This window comes from Microvirgula curvata, assembly GCF_054781615.1.
Genome location: NZ_BAAGUB010000028.1, coordinates 106297 through 118244, shown reverse-complemented (window position 1 = coordinate 118244; position 11948 = coordinate 106297). Strand labels below are relative to the sequence as shown.

The 11948-nt window shown below is 65.6% G+C and carries 9 protein-coding genes; 2 read left to right on the top strand and 7 right to left on the bottom strand.

Features of this window, described 5'->3' with window-relative positions; genetic code table 11:
• Positions 1-59: 59 nt before the first annotated feature.
• Together kdpF and ada are read right to left on the bottom strand one after the other, a co-directional pair.
• A complete protein-coding gene (gene kdpF / locus ACYVG8_RS11570; protein ID WP_084299915.1) occupies positions 60-155 on the bottom strand; it encodes a K(+)-transporting ATPase subunit F in 96 nt (31 codons plus the stop codon).
• A gap of 380 nt (positions 156-535) precedes the next feature.
• Entirely contained in the window at positions 536-1612 is a 1077-nt protein-coding gene (gene ada, locus ACYVG8_RS11565; protein ID WP_107888930.1) for a bifunctional DNA-binding transcriptional regulator/O6-methylguanine-DNA methyltransferase Ada, read from the bottom strand.
• Between the two features lie 308 nt (positions 1613-1920).
• Between ada and ACYVG8_RS11560 the strand changes: the two genes are divergently transcribed.
• Positions 1921-3015: an HD-GYP domain-containing protein gene (locus ACYVG8_RS11560; RefSeq protein WP_028498637.1), complete on the top strand. Its 1095-nt coding sequence runs from the start codon at positions 1921-1923 to the stop codon at positions 3013-3015.
• 13 nt (positions 3016-3028) lie between these two features.
• A complete protein-coding gene (locus ACYVG8_RS11555; RefSeq protein WP_028498638.1) occupies positions 3029-4711 on the top strand; it encodes a methyl-accepting chemotaxis protein in 1683 nt (560 codons plus the stop codon).
• A 94-nt stretch (positions 4712-4805) separates the two neighbouring features.
• Here the strand turns inward: ACYVG8_RS11555 and ACYVG8_RS11550 are convergent, their stop codons facing one another.
• The 5 genes from ACYVG8_RS11550 to ACYVG8_RS11530 all read right to left on the bottom strand — a co-directional run bounded on the left by ACYVG8_RS11550 (position 4806) and on the right by ACYVG8_RS11530 (position 11794).
• Complete coding sequence (locus ACYVG8_RS11550) at positions 4806-5021, bottom strand: hypothetical protein (protein ID WP_028498639.1); 216 nt, start codon at positions 5019-5021, stop codon at positions 4806-4808.
• 421 nt (positions 5022-5442) lie between these two features.
• Positions 5443-6459, bottom strand: coding sequence for a class I SAM-dependent rRNA methyltransferase (locus ACYVG8_RS11545; RefSeq protein WP_028498640.1), 1017 nt, complete (start codon positions 6457-6459; stop codon positions 5443-5445).
• Between the two features lie 156 nt (positions 6460-6615).
• Positions 6616-7605, bottom strand: coding sequence for a serine/threonine protein kinase (locus ACYVG8_RS11540; protein ID WP_028498641.1), 990 nt, complete (start codon positions 7603-7605; stop codon positions 6616-6618).
• Positions 7606-7638: 33 nt separating this feature from the next.
• Positions 7639-10695, bottom strand: a complete 3057-nt coding sequence (locus tag ACYVG8_RS11535) for an efflux RND transporter permease subunit (protein WP_028498642.1) — start codon at positions 10693-10695, stop codon at positions 7639-7641.
• A 22-nt stretch (positions 10696-10717) separates the two neighbouring features.
• Positions 10718-11794: an efflux RND transporter periplasmic adaptor subunit gene (locus ACYVG8_RS11530; RefSeq protein ID WP_460745847.1), complete on the bottom strand. Its 1077-nt coding sequence runs from the start codon at positions 11792-11794 to the stop codon at positions 10718-10720.
• Between the last annotated feature and the right edge of the window lie 154 nt (positions 11795-11948).

Below are 11948 nucleotides of genomic sequence, written 5' to 3'. Positions count from 1 at the left end.
AACTAAGTCACCCATATACGTCACCCAGGAGTAGTTGATAGGTTTTCAGGGTCCGCCATTCAGAACTTTTCTGCCTTTACCAGCGCAAAAAACAGATAGGCAAACAGACCGATTGAAATGACACCCGCCAATATATTGATGAAATTTGCGCCCATGTTAAGCTCCTAATCAAGGCACGGCATGCATGCATGCCTTATCGGATGCTATGGATTTCAGGCTTCATACTCTGTCGCTTTTGCGGTTCGATTACTGCTTTTAAAAACGGTAATCGCAAGCACAGCCAACCATTCCAAGCACGAACCGGGAGAGTAGGGATTTTGATATAGAACCGGGAAATTGATTTCAGGCAAACCTGTAAAAATCGCATATGGAATGCCCGGAACCTGCGCTGATACCGAGGCCCGGGTGAATGGCACCATAATCAGGTCTGATCCGTTTTCCGCGGTCGAAGCCAATTGCTGTTGGCGGCCCGGCAATACCGCTGCAGTGGCGGTCTCGGCCAGGACCGGTCCGTCGCCATGAGGCCCGGGGCAGGTCAGCCGCCCGCTTCGCGCCGCAGCAGTTCGCGCTTGCGCTCGACGCCCCAGCGATAGCCGGAGATATCGCCGTCGCGGCGCACCACGCGGTGACAGGGGATGGCCACCGCCAGGCAGTTGGCACCGCAGGCCTGAGCCACGGCGCGAACCGCCTTCGGCGCGCCGATGCGCGCGGCGATGTCGCCATAGCTGACCGTCGTGCCCGGCGGAATGTCGCGCAGCGCCAGCCACACCCGTTCCTGGAAAGCGGTGCCGCGCACGTCCAGCGGCAGATTCAGGCCCAGCGCCGGCGCCTCGACAAAACCGACCACCTCGGCCACCAGCCGCTCGAAGCCGGCATCGCCGCCGATCAGCGTGGCGCGGGGAAACCGGTCCTGCAATTCGCGCAGCAGCCGGTCCGGGTCATCGCCGAGCAGGATCGCGCACAACCCGCGCTGGCTTTGCGCCACCAGAATCGCCCCCAGCGAGCACTGGCCGACGGCAAAGCGGATTTCGGCGTGCCGGCCACCGTCGCGGTAGTCGCGGGGCCGCATGCCGAGCAGGCCTGCCGAGGAGTCATAGAAACGGCTGCTGGCGTTGAAGCCGGCTTCATGGGCGGCGGCCGTGACCGAGGCCGCCCCGCCCAGTTCCGCCCGCAGCCGACGGGCGCGGAACGCATTCGCATAGGCCTTGGGTGTCAGCCCGGTTTCGGCCTTGAACAGCCGGTGGAAGTGGAACGGACTGATGCCCAGCCGGGCGGCAATGTCGGCCAGCACCGGCGGTGTCTCCGCCGCTTCAATCAGCCGGCAGGCCCCGGCCACCAGCGTGGCGCGGCGGGCGGCGGCCGCGCTCTGGTCGGCGGAAAGGCGGCGGCTCGGACGGTAGCCGGCCGCCTCGGCATCCTGTGCGGTGGCAAAGAACACGACATGCTCGCGCTTCGGCAGCCGCGCCGAGGCACTGGGCCGGCAGTAAACCCCGGTGGTGGTGACGGCATAGACGAACTGGCCATCGGCACGGGCATCACGGGCCTGCACCGCCGCCCAGCGGGCATCATCGCCGTCGATGCGCGGAAGATCGGTAAGTGGGTCAAGGGTCATGACAGGTCCGGCGGCACGGGGGACAGTGTCCACTGTAGCGGCGAATTCGATCGCAAGCGCCCCGTTTCTTGCGACCGAATCCGGTGCCAGCACCGGCCGCGGACAGTTTGCCGCAGGGGAAAACCTGATTGGCAGCGGGGACCATGCCAATGTGCTTGATGCAGATCAAAGTGCTCCACAAATTTTATCGTCATCAAAAGAATTGAATGTCATAAGAAGCGTCCTTCACATGATCCATTGGCTGACAATCCACCATGCGACGCATCCGCCAAAGCGATTTGGTCCTGAACGAGCCTCTGCCTTGGCCGTTGTATGACGAGAATGGCAACCTGTTGCTGCGCGAGGGCTATGTGCTGAGCATCCCGCGCCATATCGACTCGTTGCTGGCGCGCGGTGCCTATGCGCCCGATCCGCCAGCCGACAACCCCGGGCAGCCGGTTCCCACCCTTCCCGATTACGTCGTGCCGCCCCCGGCTGCAGACCCGGTCTTCGCCCGGGCCGACACCCTGGCGCTGACACTGAAGCGCCTGCATGCCCACCTGCTGGCCGCCTCGCTGCAGGCCGAGCTGCGGCAGGTCGTCCTTGCCCTGGCGCGCGGCATCATCGACGCCTGCAGCGAAGACGCCGACGCCCTGCTGGCCGCCCTGCACCTGGATCGCCAGCACCCGTATCTGGTAATCCAGCAGCTGCTTGGCGCCACGCTGGTCGAAGTGGCCGCGCGCGAAATGGCACTGGATGAATCGACCCGCCTGTCGCTGGCCTGTGCAGCACTGACGCGCGACCTGGCCCTGCTGCCGGTCCAGACGCAGCTCGACCAGCAGGCCGGGGCGCTGACGCCGGAGCAGGCCGCGCTGGTACGCAGCCACCCCGAACGCTCGGCCGCCCTGCTGGCCACGATGGGCGTGACCGATCCGCTGTGGCTCGAACTGGTCCGCCAGCACCACGAGCGGACCGACGGTTCCGGTTATCCGCGCGCCCTGAGCGGCGACGCCATCCTGCCCGGCGCCCGCCTGCTGGCCATTGCCGACTCCTATGCGGCCATGGTGACGCCGCGGCCGAACCGGGTCGGACAGTTCCCGCGCGATGCACTGAAATCCCTGTTCCTCGAGCGCGCCCGACTGTATGACGATCCGCTGGTGCAGCTGTCGATCAAGACCCTGACCATGCACCCGCCCGGCACGCTGGCACGACTGGCGAACGGCGAATTCGCCGTGGTGCGTTCGCGGCAGAAGCAGAATGAACCGATGGACCTGTGGAGTCTGTACGACAGCAGCGGCATGCCGATCCTGCGCCCGCAGCGTCGCGATTCGACCGACCCCGCCCATGGCATTACCGGCTCGCTGCGCGTCGAGGAATGCCGTTCCGCCGCGCTGGTGCTCAAGCGCCTGTGGATGAAATCATAAGAAAGCCCAAGTCATGAAGCAGAACCTGCCCGTTACCTCCCGGCAAACCGACATCCCTCCCGGCGTAACCCTGGTTTCCAAGACCGACCTCAAGGGCGCCATCACCTATGCCAACGACGCGTTCGTCGAGGTCAGCGGTTATCCGCTCGACGAGCTGCTGCACCAGAACCACAACATCGTCCGCCACCCGGACATGCCGCCGGCCGCTTTCGAGGACATGTGGAGCACGCTGAAACGCGGTCAACCATGGCGCGGCATCGTCAAGAACCGCTGCAAGGACGGCGGCTACTACTGGGTCGACGCCTGCGTCGTGCCGGTCAAGCGCCACGACCAGGTCATCGGTTACATGTCGGTGCGCAAGCACGCCACGCCCGCCGCCATCGAAGCCGCGGAAGCGCTGTACCGCGACATGGCGGCCGGCACCGTCCGGCGGCGCCCGCGTCCGCCGGCCTGGCTCGGCATCCGCAATGGCATGCGCGCCGGCAGCCTGTTCGTGGCCTTCCTGATGCTGGCCGGCGGTGCGCTGGGCATCGGCGGGCTCAAACTGGCTGACGATGCATTCTCCCGGCTGTACCACGCGCAGCTGGAACCGGTGGCCACCATCGGCAAGATCGAAACCCGGCTCAGCGAAAGCCGCGCCACCATGCTCGAAATCCGCCTGGCCCGGCAGGAAGGCAGCCAGGCCGGCCAGGACAGCCAGCTCACGGCGCTGGACAGCCAGGTGGCGAAGCTGCGCGCCAACCGCGACGAAATCAACTCGCTGCTCGGCCAGCTGACCGGCGCGGCCGATCAGGTCACCCGGCAGATGTACCTGCTGACCGAAGCGCTGAACCGTTACACCAGTGACGGGCTGCTGCCGGTGGAACAGGCCGCGGCACGTGACGACCCGCAGCGGGTCGACCAGCTGGTCAGCCAGCGCGTGCTGCCGCTGGAGCAGGCGGCCACCACGGCGGCCGTGGACCTGCGCAATTCGCTGATCACCGCGGCCCGGCAGGAATACGAGGACACGCTGGCGCGCAACAACCGCATCCGCAATTTTGCCATCGGCGGCATCCTGTTCGGGCTGGCGGTGGTCGCGCTGGTCGGCCATATGTTCATCCGCGGCATCGTCGACCCGCTCAATGCGTCCATCCGCCGGCTGAACCGCATTGCCCAGGGCGACCTGCAGGGCGAGATCGACCTGTCCGGCACCGGGGAGAGCGGCCAGTTGAACCATGCCGCGGCCGTGATGCAGCTGCACCTGAAGGTGATGATCGACGAGATTGCCCTGGCCGCCCGGCGCATCCACCAGCACTGCGCCACATTGAACATTGCGCTGTACGAGGTCACCGAGCACTCGGAAGAGCAGCATGACCGCGTCTATTCGGCAGTCCGCTCGCTGGACGACGCGGTGGCGGAGACCAGCGACCTCAGCGAACGGGCCGAGCGACTGCTGAATCTGGCCGGCGAATTCGACGCCAGTGGCATCGGTCAGACGCTGGTGGGCGAAACCCGCGAGCTGGCCACGGCAACCCGCCTGGCGGCCTTTGGCGCCGACGAGGTGGCCGGCGCCATGCGCCAGGTGGCCGAACTGATCGTCGAGAACCGGGGCGAGGCGCAGCGTGCCTGGCTGGCCTCGGAGGAGCTCAAGCGCACCGCCGGCGAACTCAAGAACCTTGTGGACTATTTTGAGCCGGAAAAAGTGGCGAACACCTAGCCAGCCAGACCCCGCCGCCGGATTTTCCGGCGAGATTCGGAAACAGAAAAAGCCACTGTTAATACAGTGGCTTTTTTTAATTAAACCGGGTAAATCAATGACGTTGATAATCGTGCGGATTCGCCTTGATCACTTTTTCCGCATAATCATTGGCAGCCTGAATCTGTTCTGCCGATTTGGCCGGCGCTGCCTGGGTAGCCTGTTCCTTCTCCATGCGCATGCGTTGCAGATTATTCATGCCTTCACCGCCAGCAAAAGCAGCGCCGGCCAGCAGACTCAGGGAAATCAGCGGAAGAATGATTTTTTTCATGATGATGCCTCAATATTGAATTCTGTATGTCGATGTGATTGCTCTCACAATCCATTTGAACTGCGCGGCTTGTTTTACTGCGGTGTTCAGTCCATGGCTGAATAATAGTTATCAGCAACCGAAACAGATAGCGCAAATGATCGAACACATTGTTCAAAAATTCTGAACTACTATTGCATTTATTTAATCCCGCCTTAATCCGCTCACAGCCAGCCATGAAAAACGCCGCAGCCAGAATGGCCTGCGGCGTCAGACTGCCCGTCCACAGCGAACGGACGAGCGAAGCGAGGTTTCCCCGCGACGGCGGGGACGGGAGAGGCAGGATTCAAACAGGCAGACTGCCGTGTCCACGGCAGACGCCTGTCAGTCAGGCGTGCACCGACGCCACGGAGACCGTCGGTGCCCATCTACGGAGCAGTCTTCAGACGTGCAGCAGCGCCATCTTCAGCGGTGCCTGACCGTCGTAGCTCGGGAAATCGGCCTCCGGCACGATCCACTCGACATCATGGACCGGACGGCCGGCCTTGGCCGCGCTGCGCGTCAGTTGCGCCAGCCAGGTGTCGCGATCGACCTGGGCCACATTGTTGCAGCAGATCAGCGTGCCGCCCGGGGCGGTGGTCAGCAGTGCCGGCTTGAACAGCGCCGCATAGTCATTGACCAGGTCGACCACGCCGAACGGGCTCTTTGCATAGCGCGGCGGATCAAGAAACACCAGATCGAACTGGCGCGGTTCCAGCGTCGGGAACGGCGGCATGCGCTTGCCGCGCACCCGTTCCGGCTGGCCGATGCCGGACAGCTGGCGCACGGCGGCGAACACGTCGCTCTGCACGAAACGCGGACGGTGCGGCAGGTCATTCAGCTTGGCGTTGGCGCGGCCGATCGCCAGGCTGGATTCGGCAAAATCGACGTTCATGACAAATGCCGCCCCGGCCCTGGCGGCGGCAATGCCGACACCGCAGGTATAGGCAAACAGGTTCAGCACCGATTTGCCTTCGGCCAGCTCCATCACCCGGCGCCGGCCGGCACGCAGGTCGAGGAACAGCCACGGATCCTGACCGGCATGCCGCGCCTGGATCTGATAGCTGATGCCGAGTTCACGCGCGAGGCGCGGCTGCTCCGCCACCGCCTGCGCTTCCGGGTCCAGCCGGTTGCCGACGCGCGAATTGGCGCCGCTGCGATCGTTGTAGACCGCTGTCAGGCCGGGCTGGGCGGTCTGGTAGAACTCGAGAATGGCCTGATGCTCGTCGGCTTCCAGCGGATGGTGGAAGGTTTGCAGCAACAGCAGGTCGCCATAGCGGTCGACCGACAGACCGGGACGGCCCTCGGCACTGCCATGGAACAGACGATAGGCATTGGTATCCTGCGCGTGCAGCTGCGCGATCAGGTCGGATCGCTGATCCGCTGCACGCTGCAGCAGTTCGGTAATGGGAGCGGACATGAAAACTTTCTGGAATAGGGAGCCGGACGCCGGGCAAGCCGCGGACCGGCCCTAGAATAGCGACATGGGCGCATGATACAGGTCGTTGACTGACGACTCTATGAGGAACGGACCGACGCCACCGTCACCGCCAGTGCCCATCCCGCGTGGCTGTCGTCACCCCTGCCACAGCGGCGACGCACTCATCGCGTCGATCTGGTCGCGCAGCTCATGGATGCGCTCTTCCCAGTAGCGCGGCGACGCAAACCACGGGAAGGCGGCCGGGAAGGCCGGATCGTGCCAGCGCTGCGCCAGCCAGGCGCTGTAGTGGATCAGGCGCAAGGTACGCAGCGGTTCGATCAGGTGCAGTTCGCGGCTGTCGAAATCACAGAAATCCTCGTAACCGACCAGCAGGTCGGTCAGCTGCCGCCGCTGCTCGTCACGTTCGCCGGACAGCAGCATCCACAGGTCCTGTACCGCCGGGCCCATGCGGCTGTCGTCGAAGTCGACGAAGTGCGGGCCGGCATCGGTCCACAGCACGTTGCTGGCGTGGCAGTCGCCATGCAGCCGCAGCCGGCCCACATCGCCGGCGCGGTCGAAGCCCCGGCGCACGCCGTCCAGCGCCTGTGCCGCCACCGTGAGATAGGCATCGTGCAGATCGCCCGAGATGACCTGGTGTTCCTTCAGCCAGGCCAGCGGCGTCTCGCCAAAGCTGACGATATCGATGGTCGGCCGCTGCCCGAAATCGCGCACCGCGCCCTGGGCGTGGATGCGACCGAGAAACCGCCCCAGCCAGGACAGGACTTCCGGCCGGTCCAGCTCCGGCGCCCGCCCGCCCCGGCGGGGGAATACCGAGAAGCGGTAGCCGTCATGCTGGTGCAGCGTGGCACCGCCGATCTGCAGCGCCGGCACCACCGGGATCTCGCGTTCGGCCAGTTCGGCAACGAAGGCGTGCTCCTCCAGAATCTGCGCATCGCTCCAGCGTCCGGGACGGTAGAACTTGGCGATCAGCGGTGCGCCGTCGTCGATACCGACCTGGTAGACGCGGTTTTCAAAGCTGTTAAGCGCCAGCAGGCTGCCGTCGACCTGCAGACCGACGCTTTCCAGCGCGGTCAGCAGGCAATCGGGCGTCAGCCCGGCGAAAGGAGGCACGAGGTCTGGGTTCATCGCTGCATGATACGCGCGGCGACCCGTCCCGCGTCATGCCTTGTTGCCGCTCCGGTCGCGCAGGCGGTGGGCATGCCACTGTTCAACTAGTGAATAGGCAGCCGGGATCACCGACAGGGTCAGCAGCGTCGAGCTGATCATGCCGCCGATCACCGCCACCGCCAGCGGCCCGTTGGTCTCGGCGCCAGCGCCAAAACCGAGCGCGGCCGGCAGCATGGCCAGAATCACGGTCAGCGAGGTCATCAGCACCGGCCGCAGGCGCATCGGGCAGCTTTTCAGCAGGGCCTCGTCCACCGCCAGCCCGGCCGCACGCTGCTGATTGGTCACGTCGATCAGCAAAATGGCGTTCTTCGCCACCAGCCCGATCAGCAGGATCAGACCGATCACCGAGTACACGTTCAGCGTATGCCCGGTAATCCACAGCAACAGCAGCCCGCCCACCACGGCCAGCGGTTCGGCCAGCATCACCAGCGCCGGCTGCAGGAAGGAGTTGAACTGGCTGGCCAGGATCATGTACAGCAGCAGGCTGGCAAAGCCGAAGGTAAACGCCAGCTGACCGGCAGTGCGCGACAGCTCGCGCGCCTCGCCGAGATACTCGACCCGGTAACCGGGCGGCAGTGCCCTGGCAGCGGCATCGACCAGCTTGACCGCATCGGCCAGCGCCACGGTCGGCGAGCCCTTCAACTGGACCGCATATTGCAGATCCTGGCGCTGGATCTGGGTCGGGCCCAGCGTATGGCGGATGCGCGCGACGCTGTCCAGCCGCACCAGCTTGCCGTCCTGCCCGCGCAGGAACACCGCGCCGAGGGTATCGGGCCGGTCCAGCGATGATTCCAGCGCCCGCACCTGGATATCGTAGCGCTCGCCACTGTCGGAGAAGCGTGCCGGCGTGGTGCCGGCCGTCAGCAGATTGACCGCATCGCTGATCGACTGGGTCGACAGGCCCAGCCGGGCGGCAGCGGCGCGGTCGATATCCAGCTTCAGCTGCGGCTGGTCGAGGTCGACGTCGCTGTCCAGCCGGCCAATGCGGCTGTCGGCGCCCAGCCGGGTGGCCAGGGCATCGGCAGACTGGCTGACGACATCCAGCGCCGGCCCCACCACGGAAAACTGCAGCTTGCCGCCCCGGCTTTCACCGATGCGCGGAAACGGGAAGACCGACGGCCGCACGCCGGGCACCTGGGTAAACGCCTTGCGCATCGCCGCCATCAGCTCGCTTTGCGAGCGCTGGCGTTCGGCCTTGGGTTTCAGGCGCACGACGAAGGTGGTCTGGTTGACCTGCCCGCCGCCAAAGCCGCCGATGATGGACAGAAAACTGCCGATTTCGGGCTGGGCGCGGATGATCTTCTCCAGCTCGGCCGTCTTGCGGTCGGTGTAGTCGATTGACGCCCCGATCGGCGTCTTCATGCTGACCAGGAAGCGGCCTTCGTCCTCTTCCGGCAGGAATTCGGTCTTCATTACCATGAAAATCAGCGCGCTGGCGGCCACGCTGGCGCCAGCCACCGCCAGCACCAGCCCGCGATGGGACAGCGTCCAGCGCAGCATGCCGCGGTAGCCGTCCTCGAGGCGCTGGAACGCCGCTTCCAGCCGGCGGTACAGCGGGCCATGATGCGGCATGGTCTTCAGCATCCGGCTGGCCAGCATCGGCGTCAGCGTCACCGACACGAACAGCGACACCATCACCCCGGCGACGACCACGACGGCAAAGGAATTGAACAGCCGGCCGATCAGCCCGGACAGGAACACCACCGGCGCGAAGATCGCCACCAGGCTGAAGGTGGCGGCAATCACCGCGAACACCACCTGCTGACTGCCTTCCGCCGCGGCACGGAAACTGTCGGTCTCGCCTTCCTCGCGCAGCCGCCAGATGTTCTCGATCACCACAATGGCGTCGTCGACCACCACGCCGATCAGCAGCAGCAGGCCGAGCAGGGTAATGGTGTTGAAGGTGTAGCCAAGGAAGTACATCAGCGCGACCGCGCCCAGCAGCGACACCGGAATCGCCAGCGCGACAATCAGGGTCGAACGCAGATTGCGCAGGAACAGCCATACCACCAGCGCAGCCAGCAGGGTGCCCTCGAACAGGTGGTCTTCCAGCGCATTGACCATTTCAACCACGAAGCTGGAATCGTTCGACGCCACGGTCAGCTTCACCCCCGGCGGCAGCGCCGGCACGATTTCCTTTTCGACCTTGTCCAGCACGCCATCGGCCACCGCCACCATATTGCTGTTGGTCACGCGGATGATGCCGATATTCACCCCCGGCTGGCCGTTGAAGCGGGTGATGCTGCGCACGTCCCCCTCGCCATCGGCCACCACGGCGACATCGGCCAGCCGGATGGCGGCAGCGCCGCGGTAGCCGACCACCAGTTCGCGCAATTCGTCGATGGTGGTGTATTCGAGGTTCAGGTTGACCTGGTATTCGCGGTCGCCTTCCTTCAGCGTGCCGCCCGGCGCCTGGCGGTGCTCACGCGAAACGGCCGCGTCCACATCCATCGGCGACAGGCCGAAGCCGGCCAGCTTGACCGGATCGAGGTCGACGCGGATCACCCGCTCGCCCCGTCCGCGGATGATGACCTCGCCGACGCCGTCGATGGTCTCCAGCCGCTTCTTGATGACCGTGTCCGCATACGCGTACAGCTGCTTGGCAGTACGGTCGCCGGTCAGGCCAAGCCAGATGATCGGGCTGGCATTGGCGTCGGTCTTCGACACCACCGGCGCGTCAGCCGCATCGGGCAGCTGGCGCTGTGCCTGGCTGACCTTGACCTGGACCTCGTTGAAGGCCACGTCGACGTTCTTGTCCAGATTGAAAGTGATCTTCACCGACGAGCGACCGGCCTGCGAGGTCGACTCGATCAGGTCGACGCCGGGCACGCTGTTGACCGCGCTTTCGATCGCCTGGGTGACCGACTGGTCGATCACTTCCGGCGTGGCGCCGTCGAGCCGGGTCGAGACCGAGATTACCGGCTGGTCGATATTCGGATAACGGTCGATGCCGATGCGCTCGAAGGCGACCACGCCGAACAGGATCAGCACGGCCGACATCATGAACGCCAGCACGTGGCGGCGTATGGACAGTTCGGCAATCTTCATCGTGGGCTCCGCCGTGCGCCGCTCATCTGGCCGCCTCCGGCCGTGCCGACTTGTCGCGGATCGCCGCGCCGTCGGTCAGGAAACCGGCGCCATCGGCGACGACACGGTCGCCGGCCTTCAGCCCGTCGAGAATTTCGATGCGACCGTCCTGTTCGATCCCGGTTTTGACCGGATGGGCAGAGACCTTGCTGCCGGCCGCCACATAGACCACGCGACCGGCCGGCCGGTCGACCACCGAAATCTGCGGCACCGACAGGGCGTCGCGGCGGGCCAGCACCAGATCTGCCGGCAATGCCTGGCCGGCGGTCAGGCCACTGCCGGCCGGCAGGGCGGCCAGCGCGATGATTGCGCCGCTGTTGCTGTCGACTGCCGGGCGCACATCGCTGACCTGCACGTCCAGCGGACCGGCATTGTCGCGATACACCCGCACCGTCAGTCCCGGCCGGATGGCCTGCGGATCGCGCCCGGTCAGTCCCAGCCGCAGCCGCAGACCGCCCTGTTCGCCGCTGAGCACAAACAGTGGCTTGCCGGCGGTGGCGTAGTCGCCGACGCCGACCAGACGGGCATCGATGCGACCGGCGATCGGCGCCAGCACCGTGGTCCGCGCGGCATCGCGACGCGCCTGGGCGGCCTGGGCGCTGGCTGCAGCATGCTGCGCCCGCGCCGCACGCGCCTTGGCGGCCAGGTCGTCCACCGCCGATGCAGAAATGAAGCCCTGTCCGGCCAGTTCGCGGCCGCGACGCCATTCGCTCTCCGCCTGCCCGGCCAGCGCGGCCAGCCGGGCGACATCGGCTTCGGCCGCCAGCCGCTTGCTGGCAGCATCGGCCGAATCCAGCCGCGCCAGCGGCTGACCGGCATGTACCGACTGACCGACGTCGGCCAGCACGGCAATCACCCGGCCGTCGACCTCGGCCACCACGTCGGGCGCATTGATCGCCTCGACCACGGCCAGCGCACGGGCGCGCTGCTCGATCGGCGTGATACGGGCGGTTTCCAGCGAAACCGACACCGGTGGCGGCCCCTTCGGACCGTCATCCCTGGCACCACCGGAGCAGGCGGCAATCAGGAGTGTCAACAGGACAGGCAGCAAACGGGGCATGGGCAGGATATCGAGCCGGTGAAAATCAGGGGTCGACCACGCACCTGACGGGCAGGCGCATGGCTTCGGAAAAATCCGGCAAGCATACGCTGTGAAGCTGAATATCGTCTTGCCACTCATGCCGGAACCGGCCACAAAGTCAGCCGTCGGTAGC

What these genes read in the sequence shown, in the direction of transcription:
- kdpF (WP_084299915.1), bottom strand. Translation starts at nt 155, where the DNA reads ATGGGCGCAAATTTCATCAATATATTGGCGGGTGTCATTTCAATCGGT.
- ada (WP_107888930.1), bottom strand. Translation starts at nt 1,612, where the DNA reads ATGACCCTTGACCCACTTACCGATCTTCCGCGCATCGACGGCGATGAT.
- ACYVG8_RS11555 (WP_028498638.1), top strand. Translation starts at nt 3,029, where the DNA reads ATGAAGCAGAACCTGCCCGTTACCTCCCGGCAAACCGACATCCCTCCC.
- ACYVG8_RS11550 (WP_028498639.1), bottom strand. Translation starts at nt 5,021, where the DNA reads ATGAAAAAAATCATTCTTCCGCTGATTTCCCTGAGTCTGCTGGCCGGC.
- ACYVG8_RS11545 (WP_028498640.1), bottom strand. Translation starts at nt 6,459, where the DNA reads ATGTCCGCTCCCATTACCGAACTGCTGCAGCGTGCAGCGGATCAGCGA.
- ACYVG8_RS11540 (WP_028498641.1), bottom strand. Translation starts at nt 7,605, where the DNA reads ATGAACCCAGACCTCGTGCCTCCTTTCGCCGGGCTGACGCCCGATTGC.
- ACYVG8_RS11535 (WP_028498642.1), bottom strand. Translation starts at nt 10,695, where the DNA reads ATGAAGATTGCCGAACTGTCCATACGCCGCCACGTGCTGGCGTTCATG.
- ACYVG8_RS11530 (WP_460745847.1), bottom strand. Translation starts at nt 11,794, where the DNA reads ATGCCCCGTTTGCTGCCTGTCCTGTTGACACTCCTGATTGCCGCCTGC.